This window comes from Sinorhizobium garamanticum, assembly GCF_029892065.1.
GTDB lineage: Bacteria > Pseudomonadota > Alphaproteobacteria > Rhizobiales > Rhizobiaceae > Sinorhizobium > Sinorhizobium garamanticum.
Map to the genome: position 1 here is coordinate 711531 of NZ_CP120374.1, position 20470 is coordinate 732000.

At 58.6% G+C, this 20470-nt stretch carries 17 protein-coding genes and 3 pseudogenes; 11 read left to right on the forward strand and 9 right to left on the reverse strand.

Translation table 11 applies throughout. From position 1 onward, the window contains the following. Positions 1-5: 5 nt before the first annotated feature. The 5 genes from PZN02_RS23310 to PZN02_RS23330 form a co-directional block, all read right to left on the reverse strand. Positions 6-455 carry a cyclophilin-like fold protein gene (locus PZN02_RS23310; RefSeq protein ID WP_280663021.1) on the reverse strand — a complete coding sequence of 150 codons (450 nt, stop codon included), beginning with the start codon at positions 453-455 and terminating at the stop codon, positions 6-8. Next, positions 452-1642: an MFS transporter gene (locus PZN02_RS23315; protein ID WP_280663022.1), complete on the reverse strand. Its 1191-nt coding sequence runs from the start codon at positions 1640-1642 to the stop codon at positions 452-454. The genes PZN02_RS23310 and PZN02_RS23315 overlap by 4 nt, the downstream gene beginning before the upstream one ends. Positions 1643-1830: 188 nt before the next feature. Then, positions 1831-2205, reverse strand: coding sequence for a c-type cytochrome (locus PZN02_RS23320; RefSeq protein ID WP_280663023.1), 375 nt, complete (start codon positions 2203-2205; stop codon positions 1831-1833). After that, on the reverse strand, positions 2202-4448 hold the full coding sequence (locus PZN02_RS23325; protein ID WP_280663024.1) for a xanthine dehydrogenase family protein molybdopterin-binding subunit: 2247 nt from the start codon (positions 4446-4448) through the stop codon (positions 2202-2204). The genes PZN02_RS23320 and PZN02_RS23325 overlap by 4 nt, the downstream gene beginning before the upstream one ends. A gap of 12 nt (positions 4449-4460) precedes the next feature. After that, on the reverse strand, positions 4461-4907 hold the full coding sequence (locus PZN02_RS23330; protein ID WP_280663025.1) for a (2Fe-2S)-binding protein: 447 nt from the start codon (positions 4905-4907) through the stop codon (positions 4461-4463). Between the two features lie 158 nt (positions 4908-5065). On the opposite strand from PZN02_RS23330, the gene PZN02_RS23335 reads away from it, so the two are divergent. Further along, positions 5066-5962: a LysR family transcriptional regulator gene (locus PZN02_RS23335; RefSeq protein WP_280663026.1), complete on the forward strand. Its 897-nt coding sequence runs from the start codon at positions 5066-5068 to the stop codon at positions 5960-5962. Here PZN02_RS23335 and PZN02_RS23340 read toward each other — a convergent pair. Further along, positions 5922-7286: an adenylate/guanylate cyclase domain-containing protein gene (locus PZN02_RS23340; protein WP_280663027.1), complete on the reverse strand. Its 1365-nt coding sequence runs from the start codon at positions 7284-7286 to the stop codon at positions 5922-5924. The genes PZN02_RS23335 and PZN02_RS23340 overlap by 41 nt on opposite strands. A gap of 662 nt (positions 7287-7948) precedes the next feature. On the opposite strand from PZN02_RS23340, the gene PZN02_RS23345 reads away from it, so the two are divergent. Both PZN02_RS23345 and PZN02_RS23350 read left to right on the forward strand, forming a co-directional pair. Further along, positions 7949-8398, forward strand: a complete 450-nt coding sequence (locus PZN02_RS23345; RefSeq protein ID WP_280663028.1) for a cyclophilin-like fold protein — start codon at positions 7949-7951, stop codon at positions 8396-8398. A 698-nt stretch (positions 8399-9096) separates the two neighbouring features. Further along, positions 9097-9234: a transposase gene (locus PZN02_RS23350; protein ID WP_425336361.1), complete on the forward strand. Its 138-nt coding sequence runs from the start codon at positions 9097-9099 to the stop codon at positions 9232-9234. 370 nt (positions 9235-9604) lie between these two features. Here the strand turns inward: PZN02_RS23350 and pyrF are convergent, their stop codons facing one another. Continuing rightward, positions 9605-10501, reverse strand: a complete 897-nt coding sequence (pyrF, locus tag PZN02_RS23355) for an orotidine-5'-phosphate decarboxylase (protein ID WP_280663029.1) — start codon at positions 10499-10501, stop codon at positions 9605-9607. A gap of 386 nt (positions 10502-10887) precedes the next feature. On the opposite strand from pyrF, the gene PZN02_RS23360 reads away from it, so the two are divergent. Then, positions 10888-11799, forward strand: a complete 912-nt coding sequence (locus PZN02_RS23360; RefSeq protein WP_280663030.1) for a nucleotidyltransferase and HEPN domain-containing protein — start codon at positions 10888-10890, stop codon at positions 11797-11799. Between the two features lie 78 nt (positions 11800-11877). On the opposite strand, the pseudogene PZN02_RS23365 reads toward PZN02_RS23360, so the two are convergent. Next, positions 11878-12003: pseudogene (locus PZN02_RS23365) on the reverse strand (3'(2'),5'-bisphosphate nucleotidase CysQ); the annotation flags it as partial. After that, a pseudogene (locus tag PZN02_RS23370) lies at positions 12000-12218 on the reverse strand (adenylyl-sulfate kinase); the annotation flags it as partial. The pseudogenes PZN02_RS23365 and PZN02_RS23370, both read right to left, overlap by 4 nt. A 556-nt stretch (positions 12219-12774) precedes the next feature. Here PZN02_RS23370 and PZN02_RS23375 point away from each other — a divergent pair. From PZN02_RS23375 to wecC, 7 genes and pseudogenes are all read left to right on the forward strand, one after another. Next, positions 12775-13953 carry a NosD domain-containing protein gene (locus tag PZN02_RS23375; protein WP_280663031.1) on the forward strand — a complete coding sequence of 393 codons (1179 nt, stop codon included), beginning with the start codon at positions 12775-12777 and terminating at the stop codon, positions 13951-13953. A gap of 319 nt (positions 13954-14272) precedes the next feature. Continuing rightward, positions 14273-15499 (forward strand): capsular polysaccharide export protein, LipB/KpsS family, encoded by a 1227-nt coding sequence (locus tag PZN02_RS23380; RefSeq protein ID WP_280663244.1) that lies wholly within the window; start codon positions 14273-14275, stop codon positions 15497-15499. Between the two features lie 47 nt (positions 15500-15546). After that, positions 15547-15744, forward strand: a pseudogene (locus PZN02_RS23385) (ABC transporter permease); the annotation flags it as partial. Next, on the forward strand, positions 15741-16400 hold the full coding sequence (locus tag PZN02_RS23390; protein WP_280663032.1) for an ABC transporter ATP-binding protein: 660 nt from the start codon (positions 15741-15743) through the stop codon (positions 16398-16400). The pseudogene PZN02_RS23385 and the gene PZN02_RS23390, both read left to right, overlap by 4 nt. Continuing rightward, the gene (locus PZN02_RS23395; RefSeq protein WP_280663033.1) at positions 16401-17735 is read left to right on the forward strand and encodes a KpsE/RkpR family capsule polysaccharide export protein; all 1335 of its coding nucleotides are present in this window, start codon (positions 16401-16403) and stop codon (positions 17733-17735) included. Positions 17736-18055: 320 nt separating this feature from the next. Further along, on the forward strand, positions 18056-19180 hold the full coding sequence (wecB, locus tag PZN02_RS23400; protein ID WP_280663034.1) for a non-hydrolyzing UDP-N-acetylglucosamine 2-epimerase: 1125 nt from the start codon (positions 18056-18058) through the stop codon (positions 19178-19180). A 12-nt stretch (positions 19181-19192) separates the two neighbouring features. Then, positions 19193-20470, forward strand: a complete 1278-nt coding sequence (wecC, locus tag PZN02_RS23405) for a UDP-N-acetyl-D-mannosamine dehydrogenase (protein WP_280663035.1) — start codon at positions 19193-19195, stop codon at positions 20468-20470.

Genomic DNA, 20470 nt, shown 5'->3' on the forward strand with positions numbered 1-20470 from the left:
TGGTGTCAGGACAGACGCTCTATGTGAAGCGGAAATTCGCCGCGCGTCAGCAGCGGCTCGACGCCGCCATCAATGCGACCGAGCCGAATGAGGTCTCTGGTGGAGACGTAATTTCCGTAGAAGAAGGCGAGATTGCCCCATGGGATGTAGTAGCAGAGGTCGCCTGGGGCCTCGTTGGGAAACGGCCCTCTTGCTTCCAGATTGAGCTTGCGCGGCAAGTAAGCAATCTTTTCGTTCGGGAAGTCCGAGAACGTCAGATCCAGTGGCAGCATCGAGGCGAAGTCGCGGGCAGACGGATTGTCATAGAGTGTGGCCGTCACGTTGTGACCGGCGAAACCGAGGCGTACCTTCATACTCGTCTCCTTATTGGCCCACGCGAGAACCGGCAGAGCTGCGGCGACGACGCTTCCGTCGAGCAAAGTTCGGCGCGTAATCGAGGGGGCCGGCCGCTTCATTTCGAACGGTGCCAATCAATCCACGCCGTCCAGGCGGCCGCCGACGATCCGACCAGAAGAACGGCGGCCAAGGCGAACGAGCTCCACCACCCGCTCCAGTCGAACAAGAAACCACCAGCCGCCGCTCCAGCGGTAATGGCAAACTGGATGACAGCCACCTGGAGGCCCCCGCCCGCTTCTGCGTCATCGTGCAGAACTCTGCTCAGCCAGGTTCTCCATCCGACAGGCGCGGCCGTGCCAAAAAAGCCCCATGCTATTAGAAGGCCAGCGACGGCGATCTTCGTCGAAGCGAATGCCACGAGCACTGCAGCTATCGCCGCCATGACAAGGGGAATGACAACCACGATCGAGTAAAGACGCGTGGCAAGCAGTGAACTGATGGTCCAAGTCCCGGCGACACCGGCGAGCCCCATCAGGAGAAGCACCATCGACAAGGCGGAAACCGAGTAGCCTGAGACAGACTCGAGAAAGGGTCTGAGATAGGTGAAGAGGGCGAACTGCCCCATGAACAGCAACAGGATTGCGGTCATGCCCATTGCGACCTGCCTGCGCTTGAGCAGGCGGAAAACATTGCCGGATGCGGTTCTCTGGCGCGGCGGTAGCGAGGGCATGCTCAGCCATTGCCAGACAAGCGCTATCAGCGCCAAAGGCACCACGAAAAAGAACGCGCCGCGCCATCCGATGTAGTCACCCAGAAAGCTGCCCAGCGGCGCGGATATTGTCGCCGCAATCGCGTTTCCGGCATTCAGCATCGCAAGGCCCTTCGGCACGGCGCTTTGCGGCAGGAGGCGCATGACAATTGCGGTAGACATCGACCAGAAGCCCCCAATCGCGACACCAAGCAGCGCACGACCGATCATCAGGATCGTGTAGTTGGGGGCAAACGCTACGATCAGGCCCGAGGCGACCAGCAGAAACGAAAACGATGAAAGGACAATCTTGCGATCAACGCTCCGTGTGATCCCTGCGATGAACAGGCTCGTTGTCACGGCGAACAGTCCCGAGATCGAAATTGCCTGTCCGGCCTGACCCTCGGTCATTACCAGATCGCGTGCGATCGGCGTCAGAAGGCTGACCGGCATGAACTCGGAGGCGATTAGAACCGCGACGCACAGCGCCATCGAAAAAACGGCACCCCAGGCAGCGACCGGGCTCGTCAAACTTTTCTCGTAGGTCACCTGTGTCATGATGTTCGCCCTTCAGCTCAGGGGGTTTTCTCCCGTCCCAACTGACTAGCACTCTGGAGGCAATCGAATTACCCGCCGCGGTTCGCTTGCATTAATCGAAGTGGCGCATAAATCTGAGACAGATCGAAGTCGGCAGGTGGCGACATCGCGCAACGACGTCGCCACCACGCCAGTTCGTTTTCCAAGCCCTAGTGCGAGCCGAGGAACTCGATAATCGCGCGCCGCTCCTCCGCGTTGTTGAAGCGCTGCGTCATGCGCGTTCCGCGCACCATCGCGCCCGGGCTTGTCAGGAACGTCTCCAAGGTTTCCGGCGTCCAGGTCACGCCGGCTCCTTTGAGGGCGGGAGAATACTTGAAGCCCTCGATACTTCCTGCCGACCGGCCGATCACACCCTGCAGATGAGGTCCAACGCCGTTTCGAGTGGTGGCAAGTTGATGGCAGGCGCCGCAGCGCTGCTGAAATAGCCGCTCGCCTGGCGCGGCATCCGTTGCTTGGGAATGGGCAGGCGCAGCGATGGCTGTCACTATGAGAGAAGCCAATGAGGCAAGGATGAGCGTCTTCAACCGTCGACTTCCTTGAGTTCGAGTTTGGACAGGGGCAGGCTGCGGATGCGCTTGCCGGCGAGCACGGACAGAGCGTTGGCCACCGCCGGTGGAACACCGGGCAGGCCCGGTTCGCCGATACCGCCCATGGGCGCACCGCTTTCTACGATCCGGACATGGACACGCGGCATGCGATCCGGCGTCAGGATCTGATAGCCGTCGTAGTTACGCGCTTGCGGCATGCCGTCGACGTAGACCACTTCCTCAAGGAGGGCCGACGAAAGCCCGAGAGCGACGGCCGAATTCATCTGAGCTTCGATGATTGCGGGATTGACGATGCTGCCCGGATCGATCGCCACCCACACATCGTGAACGGCAATGTCACCTTCCCGCAGCGATACTTCGGCGATCGTCGCAACCTCGCTGCCAAAGGGTGAAGCCATGGCAACCCCTCTCGCCCGCCGGGTGCCGTCTTCGGCAACAAACGGGCCGCGCTTCCACCCGCCGGCGAGATCGGCGACAGCCTCCAGAAGCGTCCTGTGACGCGGACTGCCGGCCAGGAGACGATGGCGCAACTCGTAAGGGTCCTGCTGGCCTGCATCTGCCAACTCATCGAGGAACGTCTCGTAGAAGAAGTCGTTCATCGAGTGACCGACGGAACGCCAGAAGCCGATGATGGCGGGATCATCCACGTGGATCTGGCCGACACGCCGGTTCGGGATCGCATAGACTTTGCCGGCGATACCCTCGACGGCGGAGCTGTCGACTTTATCGGGCTGGCGACCAAACCAGCGGCCCGTGGGTCCTTCTCCGACCGCGACCGCTGAGAGTGCCACCGGCGTGCCGCTGGCATCAAGTCCGCCACGGAAACGGACCGCCGCCATCGGCCTAAGCGCGTCACGCAGGAATTCCTCCTCACGGCTCCAAAGGAGCTTGATCGGACGCCCTACCGCCTTCGCAAGCTGGATAGCCTGCGGATACGGATTCGCTGTCTGATAGAGAAAATGCCGCCCGAAGAAGCCCCCCAGCATCGGCGAGTGAATGATGACTTTTTCCGGAGGAATGCCTGCGACCTTCGCGGCATCGCCCTGGAACATCTCCGGAGCCTGGTTGGGAAGCCAGAGCTCGAGTGACTCATCCTCGTTCCAGCGTGCGAGCGCCGATGGCGGTTCGAGCTGTCCGTGCACCAGATAGGGGGCATCGTAGACCGCCTCGACCACACGCGTTGCACCTGCAAGTGCGCCGGTCGCATCTCCTTCTGTTTCAAAGGCTACACCGTCGCCCGACGTGGCCTTCAACTTTGCCATATGGGCTTCTGACGAGAAATCGGCCGGCATCGGGTGCGAAGCCGTGGAAGCGGTGTCGGTCCAGGTGACCTGCAAGGTCTCGACAGCGCGTCGAGCGCGCCACCAACTGGTCGCGACCACGGCAACTGCGCCCGGAAGTCTGTGGATGGAGTGGAAGCCGGGCATGCCACGTACGTCAGCTTCGTTCTGCATTGACTCTGGCTCGCCGCCAAGCCGCGGGCTGTGCTGGACGGCTGCGTAGAGCATCCCGTCGATCTTCTGATCGATCGAGTATTTCGCTTTGCCCGTCGATTTGTCACGCGCGTCAAGCCGTGCGAACGGCTTGCCGATCCATCGGAAGTTCGCCCGATCACGCAGGGGGACATCCGCGGGCAATGGCAGTCCGGCGGCGGCGTCGGCTATCTCGCCGTAAGGGATAGTGCGACTTGAGGCCGCGTGGATGACTTTACCCGGTTCGGTCGAAAGCTCGGATACTGGCACGCCAAACTTTTCCGCCGCCGCCTGCAGCAGCATATGACGTGCGGAAGCACCGAGCTTACGCATTGTGTCGTAGCTCATGCGGACGGACATGCTGCCGCCCGTGAAACGTCCACCCCCGGTCAGGAGATAATCGGGACCGGGAGGCGCTCCCTCCACGACGAAATTCGTAGGATCAACGTCAAGCTCCTCGCCGACGATCTGCGCCATGGCAGTAAAGATCCCCTGCCCCCCTTCGATGAAGGCACTGCGGAAAAAAACGCTGCTATCGGGCCGGATCTCCAGGAATGCGGCAACGCGGGAGCCTGGTGTGACAGATTCTGGGGCGGCCGCTAGCGCGCGGGTCCGGCCCGCCGGAAGCGTAACCCCAAGAACAAGCGCGCCCAGCGATGCGCCAAGAAAGCCGCGACGGGATACCTTGAAAGGCTTGCCGTTCTCGCTGGCCAAAACTTCGGGAGCAATTGGTGTCATGTCGTTCACGGTGCACTCCGATTAAGCTTGAGCGGCGTCGCGGACGGCCGCGGCGATCGAATTGTAGGTGCCACAGCGACAGAGGTTGACCATCGCGCCTGCAATGTCCTCGTCATTGGGTTTGGGCGTTTGCTTCAGGAGAGCGGTTGCCGCCATGACCTGGCCGGACTGGCAGTAGCCGCATTGGGCAACCTGGTTGGAGACCCAGGCCTCGACGACCTTTTGACCGACCGGATCATCGGCAACTGCTTCGATCGTCATGATCTCGGTGCCGGCGACGCTTTCTACAGGTGTGACGCAAGACCGCGTCGCCTGCCCATCGACAAGCACCGTGCAGGCGCCGCATTGGGCGAGCCCGCAACCATATTTCGTGCCCGTCATTCCGAGCTCGTCTCGGAGAACCCAAAGCAGCGGCGTATCGGGCTCGATGTCGACCTGATGTTTTGTCCCATTGATGGTGAGTTCCATAGTGGTCTCCTCGGGTTGCGCGTGACGGCCTCAAAACAGAGCCGAACTGTCTCACCGCACACGCTACCAAAGGACACGGCTATGGATTAGTTGCCGTGTTTCACTTACATTTATCGATGTAAACCATAAATCAGCTAATGCGGACCAAGTGAGCATCGATGGCCAGAGAAGACTTCAACGACCTCTTATGGTTCCTCGCAGTTGCCGAGGAGCGCAACTTCACGAAAGCGGCCGCCAAACTTGGTATAACCCAGTCGACGCTAAGTCACACGATCAAGCGGCTCGAAACCCGAATGGGGCTGAGACTGCTGACGCGGACCACTCGAAGCGTTGCGCTGACCGAAGCCGGTGATCGCGTGTTTCATTCGTTGTCGCCGAGGATATCCGCCATCAGGAGCGATCTGGCAGCGCTTACGGCCTTGCGGGACATGCCGTCGGGCACAATCAGGATCACGCTGTCTGATCATGCTTTGGAAACCATCGTTTGGCCTAAGCTAAAGCCGATACTGTCGAAATATCCCGACATCAAGATCGAGCTGAGCCGGGACAATGGCCTGCGCAACATCGTCGAGGATGGCTTCGACGCCGGCGTTCGGCTGGGCGAGAGCATCGAGAAAGACATGATCGCGGTCAGAATTGGACCAGACTGGCGAATGTTGGCGGTGGCCTCGCGAGAGTATCTTGCCGGTCGGTCGGCTCCCCAGCATCCGCAAGATTTAATGCAGCACGACTGCATCAATATGCGCCAGGCAACCGGCGGGGGGCTCTATACCTGGGAATTTGAGAAGAACGGGCAGGAACTTCGCGTCAGGGTGGACGGGCAACTCACGTTCAACACTTCTTATCCCATGGTAGACGCCGCCCTGGCAGGTCACGGCATAGCCTATTTGCCGGAAGATCTGGCTTCCGAGCATATCGAGGCCGGACGTCTGGTCGCGCTTCTTTCTGACTGGTCTCCGCCGTTTCCTGGTTACTATATCTACTATCCAAGCCGGCATCAGAACTCGCCGGCATTCAAGGTGGTGGTGGACGCATTGCGACATCAAAGATCGTAGTTGCGGTCACAAGTGTGTTTCGACCCACTTGCTCCATCTTGCCAGGGACTGGGGGCTGACGCCGCTTCGTCCCCTTTCGCCTTGCCTGCTGCTCGGTCCGAGGAAGATACCAGACGGCGATCGGGCGGCGGCGCCCGCGCACCCAGCGTACCTGATCTGGCTGCAGTCCCTCGACAACGGACGCAGGGTTCGAGCTTTGAGCTCGTGCCGCGGCGAGCAGATCTTCGCTGACTGCGAGTGACGTGCCGATCTTGCGCGTCAGCCGTTCGAGCCGGCTTGCAACGTTCACGGTGTCGCCCAACACCGTGTATTCCAGACGGCGCTCGTCCCCGATGTTTCCGACGATTACCTCGCCGTAGTGAACGCCGATGCCAACCTCAATCGCAGATTCGCCGGTGGTGACGCGCTGCTCGTTCCAGAGCCGGATCTGCTCCAGCATCTCGCGGGCGCATGAAAGCGCTCGCGCGGCGTCATCCGGCCGGGGACGTGGGGTGCCGAAGTGCACCATGATCTCGTCGCCGATATATTTGTCCACGGTCCCGCCATGGGCGAATGCAACCGTCGCGAGGCGCGCGTGGAACTCCTTCAGCAGTTTCACGAGATCCTCTGGTGGAAGCTGCTCCGATATCTTGGTGAAGTCCACCATGTCGGCAAACAGGATTGCGGCAGTCTGGAGCGAGGGCTCCCCGAAGCCGCTCGACACGCTCGACAGCTCGCGCACGATGTTTGGCGAAAAGTAGCGTGACAAGGCACTGCGCTGCGCTTCTGCTGCAACCTGCCTGCGCACCAGCCTGCGCGAGCGCCAAACGGAAATCGCAAGGATTACCGTGACGAGCACCAGGAACATGGTCTGATAGGAGAGATTGATCAGACTGACTGAGCGCGGATCGAGCACCAGCGCAATGATGTCTGCGTCACTCACCCCCCCATTCAGCAGATCGCTTCCATATGCGATCGAACTGGGCCGCGTGGCGACCCAGCAGTAGGCGATGTTCCAGACGACGATGGTGACCGCTCCGCTCCAAACAACCAGTGCTGGCGAGTAGCTGAGCGCCATGCTCACGAGGAACACCCCGAGATACAGGAAATTCGGCAGGCGAAGATTGAGCTGGGAGGTCCAGCCTTCGACGGCAAACGGCGACGGCGTCACAAAAATGTAAGTCAAGACCGCAGCATCGATGACGACGAACAACCATGTCGCCACTGTCGCATAGCGGCTGCTGCGCGCCAGGCCAAAGGAGAGTGCATTGAGCAGCCCGAAAGCCACGATGGCAATCACATACAGGCCTGAACGATCGAGCGGCACGGCAAGAAGCGCGCCCACGGCGAGCGTTCCGAGCGCAACCAGCCGGCCCCAGAACATGTAGGCGAGCCCCTCTTTTTCTTCCCGGTCGATAGCATCGCCGAGCGCCTCCGATGAGCCAGAAGGGCCGACCTTTTCACCTGCCAGGTGCCGTCGGACGCGACCAGAGAGAAGTGCCACACTTCGCAACGTTGTTCTCCGAAGCTGCAGCGCTGGCTCAAAAAGCGTTCTCATCGATCCTCTCGTGCGATTGTGCGGTTTGGTGGAGGTTGTTGGCGGTCAACGACCAAGCTGGAGGAGACTTTACCTTCGATTTGATCGCTCGATTAGAGCCGGAAAAGCGTATGCGCTTATGGAGTGGATCGATCAGTCGCCCGCTCCGACGTACGAACTGGCGCGCCTCAAAACAGCCTTGCCGGAGTTTGGATGGATGGTTCGGACGGCAGTAGTCTCGGCCCCGCTTTCCCTTCTGGCCACTACCGCAAGGCACTTATGAAATAGACCCATGACGGCAAGCGAACTATCAGAGGTAATCAGATGTCTTTCGACCATCTATACTGGTCGGCATCGAACGGCTTGAGCAGGAAACAAAGTGCCCGCTGAGGCCCGAACACGTCGCACCGGGAAGAACGCCCGGCACCAAGAGTTGAGAGCAAGAAAGAATGCCGAGCCTCCATCGTCAAATGACTGCGCTCCTATTCGCGGCCTTTTTCGCTGCTTTGGCTCCCGTCTCCCTTGCCCAAACAAGGGATCGGAGTACGTCCACTGTCGTCGGTACGGTGTTGAGGTTTACCGGCGGCGCAACATCGGTCGACGTAACAGTGGGCGAAGACAACCCAGCAGTCCGCGACTTTCTTTCAATGCTCCCGCTCACGCTGAAGCTCGAAGAATTCGCCGGTCGGGAAAAGATCAGCTATCTTCCCCGAAAACTCAAGCACAGGGGCTCGCCCGGATCTGACCCCGAAGACGGGGATCTCATCTATTTCGTTCCGTGGGGAAATCTCGGCTTCTACTACAATACGGCCGGGATCGGCTACTCAGATCAGACGCTTCATATCGGGACCTATAAGGCGTCGCTCGGGACACTCGAGAAGCTTGCTAACCAGCCCGTTACCGTCGAGATCCTTCAATAATTTTGAATTGGTAGAGGCCAGAAGCGCCCAGGGATCGGACCGGCAGAAGCGTGCCCTGAGGGCGGGCTCGATCAGAGGTCGGCTCAACAAGTGCGATATTCGCTGCGCGGCTCAGGATCTTCGACCGAAAAACTGCGATCCGTAATCACCTCCGCGTCACATCCGGGCAAGAACCTGTGCGTCAGACGTAGCGCAGCCGACCCAAGAGAAGGAAAAGACGATGGATAGCTCCACGTTCGTGATCATGCATCGAATGAACTGCATTAAGAGACGCCAGCAGCCAGCATCGGTCAGAGCAACAATACTGGGATGCGGTCGAATACCTGGACCTAGGAGGATTCTTTGCACAGTTTCAAAGACTGCCTCGAAATATTTTGGTTCGTCTTGGTCGCCTTGGTCGCAATGTTCGACCCTTCTCGCAAGAAACCGGATCATCACTTTGAAGAGAGCCACTGACCCGTCGTGCCGTGCAGCCATTGCCTCGATTCATGCAGCAGAACGATAGCGGCAATCGGATAGCGGGCTCTAATCCAAGCGTGCAAGCCACCTATCTTGATTGACGCTAGTCACGCCGAGCGCACTCCGCAGGCGACATAGGTGACGAAACAACCAACGATCGAAGTAACTGGCCGTCTGATGCGATTGTCGCCAGCAGATTAAAGCCGCCTATCCATCGCATCCGTGGCCGGATCGAGAAGATCTTCGGCACCTGGAAGCGAAGCTATGGTCTTCGACGCATGCGATGGCGCGGGCTTGCCAAGGCCGCCATGCAGATCCGCCTCACCGCCATCGCCTACAACATGAACCGAAGTTTGAAGATCGTTGCCGCCGGATAGGCCGCGAAACAACACGTCATCCGACCGGCCGCCTTCTCAAGGCGGACGTGGCGATGCCCGCAACCGAACATTTTCCTTCCATCCGGAGAAAATTACTGCAAATTCAATTGGAAGACATACCCGCGCACAGGTCTCATTAGGGACGTCTCGATCGATCACCAGATCCGTCACCTTATGGTAGCCCTGTCCCTTGCCGGGACGAAGCCGTGGTAATCCCGCGGGGGCAGTTGCGAGCCTTCTGAAACAGGACCGCGCGACCGACATTGGGAACCACAGCATCCGATGCCATGGTGTGGCGAGCACCCGTCTCGACCACGGAGAGAACAGTGAAGCCGGCAGGGGCAGATCGTGAGAAGCAGGTAGACCGCTGTTAGCCAACTGCGGCCGGAGAAGTCGGGGAATGGGCGATCGCACCCTTGAAAGCAGAGATCCGTTCCAAGACAAGATCGCGATAGGCTGCGGCAGAAATTCCTCGATCTTCGACGCGAGTGAGACCGCGCGAGACCGGAATTAAAAGGTCGCCCTGCTGTGTTCCACGAAGGGCATGTATGCTGCTGGCGTCACCGCCTTGCGCACCAAGGCCCGGAGCAAGGATGATGGAGCGCGGGAGCAGCATCCGCAGCCGTCTTCCTTCGTGCGGAACCGTTGCTCCGATAACGGCCCCAATCGGGTTCAAACCTTCTTCGCCTCGGGCAAGCCCCCCGATGAGATCGGCAACATGATCGGAGATCAGTCGGTTCCCCGTCATCTTGTCCTGAAGCCAGCCTGCGCCGGGATTGGATGTCCGGCAGAGAACAAAAAGGCCTTTGCCGTAGCGCTTTGCGGTTGAAACAAAGGGTTCGAGCGTATCTGGACCCATTAGCGGGTTTACTGTCAGGCAGTCCGCTTCGAAGTCTCCGTTTCCGCCCTCGGAGGTCGGTGTCAGATAGGCGTGAGCATACGCGGCAGCGGTTGCTCCGATATCGCCCCTTTTGGCATCCAGGATCACTCCGATACCGGCGGCCTTGGCGCGCTTCATACCCATGGAGAGCGCCGTGAGACCCAAAAGACCGCACGCTTCGAAATAAGCGCTTTGAAACTTTACGAATCCAACCTGTCCCTCGATGGTATCTAAGACGAAATCGACGAAGCGGCTAATCCACGGAATGCCGTTGTCTTGCTCGAAGAAGGAAGGAATATCCAACAGCGAAGGATCAATGCCAGCAACGAGCTCGCTGTAATGAGCGGTATTGTGCTGAACTATTTCTACCCATGAAATCGATGACATTGCTTGATTCCTATTGTCGCGAAGATCGTTGCAGCGGTGGCAATCACCGTGACGCGCAAGCATAATAGACCCTCAGCCAGAATATCAACTTCGCCGTGTGTCAGGGACGCCATGTCACCTCAGAAGCATCGAGCGGCGAGCGCGCGCTGGAAGAAACCAGTTGATCGAGGCCCCGCAATTAGAGAACTGCCCCCGGCAAGGTGCTCCGCTCGGAAAACTCTGCGCCTCCTGTCGTGCCCTCTTCTCTCCTCGCCCTCGGGACTGCGATCGCCCTATCGAAAGCATTGTTGAGCCGAGTGCGGGCCCTTGCGGCAAACGAAATCGATGCCGAAACCCATGAACTCCGGCAGTAGACGACGAGTCATCTTTGCCCTATCGGTTGGAGCATGAGATCGAGCCTGGAACATCTACCGGAGAAAAAGCAGCGCGAACTTGCCCGCGTCGTGGAGATCATTCACGAGGAGTTCGCCGATGCGCTCGAAGGAACCTCAGCGGGCTTCAAGAAGCGCGGACGGATCCTGAAAATCATCCTGTTCGGCTCCTATGCCCGCGGCACCTTCGTCGACGAGCCGCATACGATGAAAGGCTATCGCTCGGACTACGATATCCTCGTCATCGTCAATTCGAAGAAGCTTGCCGAACCGCAATACTGGGACAAGGCGACCGACCGGCTAATGTGGGACAAGGGCGTCTCGACGCCGGTGGGGTTGATAGTCCATGGCGCCCGGGAAGTGAACAACTTCCTTGCCGACGGGCAGTATTTCTTCGTCGATATCCTGCGCGAAGGCGTCATCCTCTACGAACTCGACGACCGGCCGCTAGCCGAGCCGAAGCGGCTGTCTCCCACCGATGCCCTCCGGGTGGCGAGTGAGCATTTCGAGAGACATTTTGCAAATGCGAAGGATTTCGCTGATGGCAGCCGCTTCTATTTGAACAAGGCTAATCTGCCTCTGGCAGCGTTTGTGCTACACCAAGCGGTTGAGACGGCCTATTCCTGCCTGCTGCTCACCATTGCCAACTACAGCCCGCCATCGCACAATCTGAAATTCCTGCGCGGACTCGCCGAAGACCAGGACCGCCGGCTGGTCGAAGCATGGCCGCGCGATCAGCACCGCTATACCGCTTGGTACAACATCCTCAACGAGGCGTATGTGAAAGCGCGCTACTCCAAGCACTTCGAGATCACAGAGGAAGCGCTTGTCTGGCTGTTAGAGCGCGCCGAACATCTGCACCGTGCCGTTGAGGCGGCCTGTAAGGAGCGGTTGGCTGAATTAGCGCAGGCGAGCAGGATCAATTAAGCGCTGGGCTCCTCGATTGCCTCAGTACGGGATAAGCGAAGACATGTCCGCCCAAGCGATGAAATGCGGATCTGCGAAGTCCGCCTCGGTGACGGGCGACTGATCGTCCTTGTAGCAAACATTGGGACCGGCGTCGTAGACGCCAAGGATCGCCTCGCCGGCATCGACCGCGATGCGTTCAAGCACCTCGCACAAGGACGTCATTTCTCCTCCGTCATCTGGTCGAGATATTCCTCGATCTTGAGCGCCAGCGAGATTGGCTCGTGGCCGACCGTGTGAAGATGCAGTTCGGGATGTTCGGGCGCCTCATAGGGTGACGAAATGCCGGTGAAATTCGCAATCTTGCCGGCGAGCGCCTTTTCATAAAGGCCTTTCGGACCGCGGCGTGCGCATTCTTCCAGGGGCGTATCGACGAATATCGTACCGCCGCCTGCCGCTGCGTCAGATTCGCTAGGCACCGACGCATTCCTCAGTACCTCCGGCTCAGTTGCATTGTTTGGCTGAGTTACCTCCGCCACCTGGAATTAGTGCTTGAGATCGACTCCTTCCGGTCGCCCTGCCCGCTCTCACAGGTAGTGGGCTCGCCTCCTGGTCAGTCTCATTAGAGGCCCAGTGCAATCGGCGCCCTACCCTCGTTGACAAGTATCTCAGCAGGTCCCGCCCATCGAACTCGGCAATGCCTGTGCAGGTCGGTATTCAACCGTGTGCGTCGCGTGTCCAATCTCTCTGTCGTCCTGCGATCGCAGGATCTACCCTCTTCACTGAGTTTCGATTAGGCGCACCTCAGCGCCGATTATCTCGCGCTCGGGAACCCAACCCTCCCCATCATCACGGCTCGGCCGCCCTTGGCTTTCATCGCGGATCGTTGCCAATTGTCTTCCGAAGATGGCAGAAAAGGGCACACATGATCGCGCGATTCGGACCGGCCAGGCGAAAACGCTGATTCCGTTTCACACGGACCCACGACTGGAGCTGATGATGTATCCCACAAAGACCATAAGCCTATTCCTGGCAAGCCTCATCCTGGCGAGTTGCCAAAGCGATCTGGCGATGGTGGCGGACGCTGCCTTCAGCGAGCCGCCCAGACCTCCGATCGAGCAGCAGCCCGTCTCCGAGCAGCCGGCCGTTCCACCCGCTCCTGCGCCGGCCACGGATAAGACGGATCCAAGGCCCGCCTGCGGCGCTGACGTGCATGCCAAGCTGAAGGCCCCCGGCACGAATGCCGTTTCGCTCGACTGCAGCATCCGCCTTTCATCAGCAGACGTCATCACGCATCCCCTCGTCTTCGAAGGCGCTGCCGCCTCTGGATCGGTACTGGATTGCGGTGGAGGGACCATCGATGTCAGCGCAGGCACATCCCGGAAGCAGAAAACAGCGGTCGCCGTCCGGTCCAGCAAAAACGGCTCCGGAGCCTGGTCCGCGCCATCCAACGTCACGATCCGCAACTGCAGGATCAACGGCTTCGCCCGCATTTATGGGCTCGGCGAAAACGCCAATGGCGAGATCATGAAAGCGTCGTCGCTGAACGCCAACCACACGGCCTTCGCACAAGCCTCGGCCCCGAAGAACGTTCGGCTGGAAAATGTGACTTTCAATGCGCCTGAAGGCATACCCCTCTACATCGGACCCGGGGTGACCGGGGCAGCCCTCGTCGACTCACGAATTGACGGTAAGTCGACGTCCGTCGCCGTTTATCTCGACGCGGAATCCGCCAACAACACGATCAGCAACAATGTCTTCGCAATCACCACCGAAAACCGGGAACTGATCGCGATCGACGGCTCGGCGAACAACAGGATTGCCAACAACACTTTCGAACGCCCCGAAAACGGCGGAATATTCGTCTATCGCAACTGCGGAGAAGGTGGTGTCATCCGCCATCAGAAACCCCAGTTCAATCAGATCACCGGCAACACATTCCGCTATGGACCGGCTTTCCTAACCCAGCCGGCTGTCTGGCTGAACTCCCGCAACGGCAACCGCAGCTACTGCTCCGACGAGCCGGCTTCCCCCTTCGGCAGCAGCGCCAGCAATCTTGACTTCGCCCAGCGCAACATAGTCCGCAACAACAAGCTCGAGGGCGGCTCTGAAGCCCTCATCCGCAACGACGATTTCACGAACGATATCGGGGCGAATGCGGTGACGGGCGGATGATGATCATTTGCGCGGAGGCGGTCGCGGCTAAGAACAGCCGCCAGTGCACTGAGGCTTGGCGCTAGGCCGACAATGATGTATTTGCCTAACCGTTCAATGCTTGCACGCGCGAACAAAAACCTTGCAGAACGTCTCGAGGCCGGTCTGAGGGGCTCCGCGTCAGCAAGCGGTGGGGCACTGCCGAACGGGACGGCGTGTCGTGCCTCAGTCAACCACAACGTGTCCCTATCCGTTAACCAAATGGGCGTGTGACGACTTGGCGTACTCTTTCTTCACCGAGGACCCGCAGCAGGGCGACGCCGCGTCGAACGCACATCGGATCGCGACGTTCGCGTTCCAGGTTAGCGAGTGGAAACGACCGATTCTGCGAAGCTACTTTCCCGAGCGACTTTTTCAGTTTGTGCCGCCCAGCGTCAGCGATCGGGATTTTGAACACGTATGGACGCCACGCATTTTGGCGACGAAGGCTTGCGAATTTCTTGTCTGGGGGGACGCGCCCGACCGTCTGATCAATGTCGCAAAGGCCCATGACATTCCCTTGTGGTTCGTCGAGGACGGTTTCATCCGTTCGACCCGCCCAAGCGCTAGCCGAACCGCGCCGTTCTCGCTGGCCTTGGATCGGCGCGCGCCCTATTTCGATTGCCGGCAGGCCTCCGACCTCGAACTGATCCTAAAGACTTATGATTTCGACGGGGACGCGTCGCTGATGGCGCGCGCCAAGGCAGGCATCCAGTTTCTCCTGGACCGGGGCATCAGCAAATATAACGACGGATCGCGGCGGAGCGCCGAGCAGGTCTACGGCACGAAAACTCGCAAGCGTGTGCTCGTGGTAGGCCAGGTCGAGGATGATGCGTCGATTCGCTATGGCTGCCTCGCGCGTCTCAACAACAACGACCTCGTGCGCGTGGCCGCGCGCGAGCAGCCGGACGCGCAAATCCTTTACAAGCCGCACCCGGACGTCTTGAGCCGAGTACGCCCGGCGCAGTCCGACCCGGCCGAAGTCGCGCATCTCTGCCAGATCGTGACCGAAAAGCTGCCTCTGGCGGAGGCGCTGCGCACAGTCGACCATGTCTACACGATCACGTCGCTTGCCGGCTTCGAGGCGCTGTTGCGCGGAATCAAGGTCACCACGCTCGGCTGCCCCTTCTATTCAGGCTGGGGGCTGACTGATGACCGACAGCCGAACGCACGCCGCAGGAGGGCCTTGAGCGTCGAGGCGCTTTTCGCCGGCGCCTATCTCATTTATCCTCGTTACTCCGATCCGGAAACGGGAAAGCAGACGTCATTCGAAACAACGGTTGCGGCGATCATGGCGGAACTCGCAGAAGGGGAAATGGCGTCCTCGGGCCCGGAATGGCGCCCTTGGGGACCGTATGGCGTTCTCGGATGGCGCCACCTGTTGACCGCTGTCATTGCGCCCGTCATCCGCCGCGTCGGCAATGACCGCGATGTCGAAGATTTTAGGGCCGATCCCATCCGTTTCTTCCGGAGCCTGTCGGACCGAAGGCTCCGCATGGTCGGCCGCCTTCTTTATCCGCTCGGGTGACTGACGTGAGCTATGTTTCCACCCACTTGCGTGTTGTCGGCGCCCCGCCTGATTCGATCCCCGCGCCCTACCATGATCTCGTGCTGCTCAACCCTCTGATGCACATGGGCTTCCGCCAAGGCTTTTGTTTGCAGTACCGAGCAATCGGTCTCGATATGGAATACCTCTCTGGATTCGCATTTCTGACATTGTTTGCCGGAATGCTTGTGTTCACCCTTTCTAGAAAGACGCTGAGAAACGAATGATCCGGTTCGAGCAGGCGACCAAATATGCCCGCACGAAGGGCATCAAGAAGCCGATCATCGAGGACGCCTCGCTGACCCTCAACCGGGGCAGGAGTGTCGGCCTACTCGGCCGCAATGGCGCCGGAAAATCAACCCTGCTCCGGCTCATCGCCGGCGTCATCAAGCTTGACAAGGGTCGAATCATTCGCCGCGGCAAGATCTCCTGGCCGCTGGGCTTCGCAGGCAGCTTCCAGGGCGCGATGACTGGCGAGCAGAATGTGCGCTTCGTCGCGCGTATCTATGGCGTCGATACCGAGCAGCTCATCGACTATGTAGAGGATTTCGCCGAACTCGGCCCCTTCTTCAAGGCGCCGGTTGGCACCTATTCCTCCGGCATGAAGGCGCGACTCGCCTTCGGCTTGAGCATGGGCGTCAACTTCGATTATTATCTCGTGGATGAGATCACCGCTGTTGGTGACTCAAATTTTAAGAAAAAGTGCCAGGCTGTTTTCCAGACGAAACTTCAGGATTCCGACCTGATTATGGTTTCGCACAGCACCGGCACGATCCGCGATTATTGCGATTGCGGCGTCGTGCTGGAAAAAGGCAAGCTTACCTATTATGAAGATGTCGAGGACGCGATCCGCGCACACGACCAAAATATGAAAGGGAATTAAATGGCGGTCAGCAAGGACGCGGCGGTGAACAGGCTAAAAACCGCGCACGCCGACGAGAATACCCCGACCGCCAAAGGCGATGCGAAAAGAAAGGGGATCGCCATTCTCGAGGGGTTGTTGGGGCGTGAGAGCGCGCCTGTCATTCCGTTTAGGGAGCGCCAAGATAAAATCGCACCGGCCGGAGAGCCTGATAGGAAACCGGGCTGGCTGAAGAAGAGAGCACTACGCCACACGGTTATCGGGGCCTCTTTTCTTGGCCTCGTCGCCCTGCCTGCAACGCTCGCTTCACTCTACATGGCCTTCATCGCCGCCGACCAGTATCATAGCTCAACGTCCTTTGCCGTGCGCAGCATTGAGGGTGGTGTTTCGAGCGATATTCTCGGCATGTTCACACAAGCCTCGGGCGGCAGTACAGTCTCGGACAGCTACATTCTCATGGATTACATCCTGAGCGAACGCATGGTCGCTGCCGCCGATCGGAAGTTCAAGCTCGAGGATGTCTATGCCACCCGTGGGCTCGACTATTTCTATGGCATCGGCTCCGATCTGCCGATCGAAGATAAGCTGGCCTATTGGCGCAGCATGGTGAACGTCAACTTCGACCACGCTTCCAGCATCATGGAGGTGACCGTCAAGGCTTTCGATCCGCGCCAATCTCAGGAGATCGCTCAGTTCATTGTCGATCAGAGCGATAGTCTCGTGAACAGTCTCTCACTTTCGGCGCGCAACGACGTGCTGCGCGCCGCACAGGACGAGGTGTTGGCGGGAGAGGCGCGGCTTTCAAAGGCGCGCGTGGCGCTCCGTGAATATCGCGATAAATCACAAGAGATCAGCCCGGAAGAAGGGGCGAAGCTCGCAGTGCAGCTGATTGGCTCGCTGGAACAGCAATTGACGCAACTTAACGCCGATCTTGCCACCGCGAAAAGCCAGATGAGCGAGGACACGCCGCGAATTCGTGTGCTGAAAACGCGCATAGAAAGCCTTGAGCAGCAGCTCACCGTCGAACGCCAGAGACTGGGGACTGGCGAAAGGACATCTGCCACGGGGGACCACAACTCCCCGGACGTCGCCGGCCGCATCGCCCAGTTCGAAGAACTGGAGACCGAGCGCGAATTCGCCGAGCGTGCTTACACGGCCGCACTTGCATCTCTTGAGAAGGCACGAATCGAGGCAAACAACCGTCAGCGCTATCTCGCACTCTTCATCGAGCCGACGCTTTCAGAACTGGCGCAATATCCGAGCCGTCTGCTGAATGCGTTTCTGGTGACCCTTGGATTGCTCTTTGCTTGGGGGATCGGCGTGATGAGCTATTACAACATCAGAGATCGGGCATGACGACCAGTCGGCGACTCTAGGCTTCGCCATTAGTTGTCGCCTTTGTCAGGACGCGCTGCAGACATGTCAACGCCGCGTCGGCGCTTAGCCCGAGCATTCTGTCTTGCAAACGCGTAGGAGTTGCGATGCCCTGCGCAGGCTATTCCACGGCCTCCTTCGGTGAAAGGGCGGCACATCTTGGACCTCGGAGAAGCTCAATTTCCGTGACTCTGCACCACTAGCTGTTGCCCAGGCTAATTCATTTGGATACTGATGCGCCCGACGCGTTCCCTCATGGGTATCATCGATTTAAGCAACGAAGTGATTGCGAGATAGCCGGCATGAAAATTTTGACAGTCTTTGGAACTCGGCCTGAAGCCATCAAAATGGCTCCTTTGGTTAGAGTGCTGAGGGAACAGCACACAATAGACGCTCGGGTCTGCGTGACCGCTCAACACCGCCAGATGCTCGACCAAGTTTTGGAACTGTTCGAGATCGAGCCCAACTATGATCTGGATATCATGAAGCCTGGTCAAACCCTTTCGGGGATCACCAGCGAGATTCTGGTGCGTATTGAGCCAATTCTCAAGGGTTTTTCACCGGATATGGTACTGGTCCACGGGGACACATCGACGACACTAGCGACCACTTTGGCCTCTTACTACCACCAAATTCCAGTGGGCCATGTGGAAGCGGGGCTGCGGACAGGAAATATCTATTCCCCTTGGCCGGAGGAAGCTAATAGGAAATTGACGGGCGCGTTGACGAAACTGCACTTTGCTCCGACGGAAGAATCGCGTTTGAACCTATTACGAGAAGGAGTTTCCAACGACGAAATACACGTTACCGGCAATACGGTCATCGACGCGCTACTTCAGGTTCGACGCAGGCTGGAGACCGACACGCGACTGGCATCCGATCTAGCAGAACGTTTCTCTTTCCTACGCGGCGACCGACTTGTGCTGATCACCGGCCATCGCCGCGAGAATTTCGGAGGAGGCTTCGAGCGCATCTGTTCTGCCATACAGCAACTAAGCAAAGAATTTCCTTCTGACGACTTTGTATACCCCGTGCACCTCAATCCAAATGTTCGTGAGCCAGTGGGGCGCATCCTCAACGGGCTTCCAAATGTTCACTTAATCGAACCTCTGGAATATCTGCCATTTGTGTATCTGATGACGCGAGCGCACATCATTCTCACAGATTCCGGGGGTATTCAGGAGGAGGCGCCTTCCCTAGGCAAGCCGGTACTTGTCATGCGCGAAACGACCGAGCGTCCGGAAGCAGTGAAGGCAGGGACGGTAAAGCTCGTAGGAACCGACGCGGCTCAAATCGCGGCCGGCGTGAGCCAATTGATGAACGATAAATCGGCCTACGATCAGATGGCGTTTGCTCACAATCCTTATGGCGATGGGCAGGCCTGCATTCGCATACTTTCTGCGATTCAGGACGCGTTCTGCAAGTAAAGAGGGAATATAATGCCGCAGCACTTCATCAATAAAACTATATCCATTATTGGCCTCGGCTACATTGGGTTACCATCGGCCGCAGCATTTGCCGCACGAGGCGTTAAAGTCATTGGCGTTGACGTCAACCAAGAAACCGTCGACATAATTAACCAGGGGAAAATCCACATTGTCGAGCCGGAGTTGGATATGGTGGTACATGCCGCCGTCACCGAAGGCTACCTACGGGCAACAACAATCCCAGAACCCGCAGAGGCTTTCCTTCTTGCCGTTCCTACACCGTTTCGGGACGGTCACGAACCGGATCTAAGCTTCATCGAAGCCGCTTCTAAATCCATCGCCCCTGTCTTGAAAAAGGGGGATCTTGTAATTTTGGAGTCAACTTCTCCAGTTGGCGCAACTGAACAGATGGCGGCTTGGCTGGCCGCGGAGCGGCCCGATCTTAGTTTCCCGCAAGACATGGGTGAAGAGTCAGATATACGTATCGCCCATTGTCCGGAAAGAGTCCTGCCCGGCCATGTCCTCCGCGAGCTTGTTGAAAATGACCGGGTAATTGGCGGCCTTACAGGAAAATGCTCCGAAGCCGCGGTAGCACTCTATAAAGTATTCGTCCAAGGCGAATGCATCGTGACCGACGCGCGCACAGCGGAAATGTGCAAGCTGACCGAAAACGCGTCGCGCGACGTGTCAATAGCGTTTGCTAACGAGCTGTCTCTCATTTGCGACAAATTAGATATTGACGTCTGGGAACTAATCAAGCTTGCAAACAGGCACCCGCGCGTAAACATACTGCAGCCGGGACCCGGCGTTGGCGGTCATTGCATCGCGGTGGATCCGTGGTTCATTGTCAATAAGACGCCCGAGGAATCTCGGCTGATCCGAACCGCCAGGTTAGTGAACGATAGCAAACCCCATTGGGTTGAGGCAAAGGTTGACACTGCAGTGGCCGCCGTCGTCGCCAAGACCGGACGTCACCCCAGTTCGGTCAAAATCGCGTGCATGGGCCTGTCGTTCAAGCCAGATATCGACGATCTTCGTGAAAGTCCCGCACTCGAAATCGCGCTTCGCCTCGCGGATAAGTATCCTGAGCAGATATACGTGGTTGAACCCAATATCGACGCTCTACCGGCGGAACTTGCCAAGCGCGGGGCGCGGCTTTCGACCCAAACTGAAGCTCTCGAAATTGCGGACGTTGTTGTAATGCTTGTTGACCATAAGGGATTCAAAGAACGAGTGCCAGTACTGCGGGATGGTGCGTTGCTAGTTGATACTCGCGGGATCTGGAGGTAA

Bases quoted from the DNA above. Each gene is read 5' to 3' on its own strand.
- wecB (WP_280663034.1), top strand. From the start codon at position 18,056: ATGAAAATTTTGACAGTCTTTGGAACTCGGCCTGAAGCCATCAAAATG.
- PZN02_RS23310 (WP_280663021.1), bottom strand. From the start codon at position 455: ATGAAGCGGCCGGCCCCCTCGATTACGCGCCGAACTTTGCTCGACGGA.
- PZN02_RS23390 (WP_280663032.1), top strand. From the start codon at position 15,741: ATGATCCGGTTCGAGCAGGCGACCAAATATGCCCGCACGAAGGGCATC.
- PZN02_RS23335 (WP_280663026.1), top strand. From the start codon at position 5,066: ATGGCCAGAGAAGACTTCAACGACCTCTTATGGTTCCTCGCAGTTGCC.
- PZN02_RS23395 (WP_280663033.1), top strand. From the start codon at position 16,401: ATGGCGGTCAGCAAGGACGCGGCGGTGAACAGGCTAAAAACCGCGCAC.
- pyrF (WP_280663029.1), bottom strand. From the start codon at position 10,501: ATGTCATCGATTTCATGGGTAGAAATAGTTCAGCACAATACCGCTCAT.
- PZN02_RS23345 (WP_280663028.1), top strand. From the start codon at position 7,949: ATGACTGCGCTCCTATTCGCGGCCTTTTTCGCTGCTTTGGCTCCCGTC.
- PZN02_RS23315 (WP_280663022.1), bottom strand. From the start codon at position 1,642: ATGACACAGGTGACCTACGAGAAAAGTTTGACGAGCCCGGTCGCTGCC.
- PZN02_RS23360 (WP_280663030.1), top strand. From the start codon at position 10,888: ATGAGATCGAGCCTGGAACATCTACCGGAGAAAAAGCAGCGCGAACTT.
- PZN02_RS23330 (WP_280663025.1), bottom strand. From the start codon at position 4,907: ATGGAACTCACCATCAATGGGACAAAACATCAGGTCGACATCGAGCCC.
- PZN02_RS23375 (WP_280663031.1), top strand. From the start codon at position 12,775: ATGATGTATCCCACAAAGACCATAAGCCTATTCCTGGCAAGCCTCATC.
- wecC (WP_280663035.1), top strand. From the start codon at position 19,193: ATGCCGCAGCACTTCATCAATAAAACTATATCCATTATTGGCCTCGGC.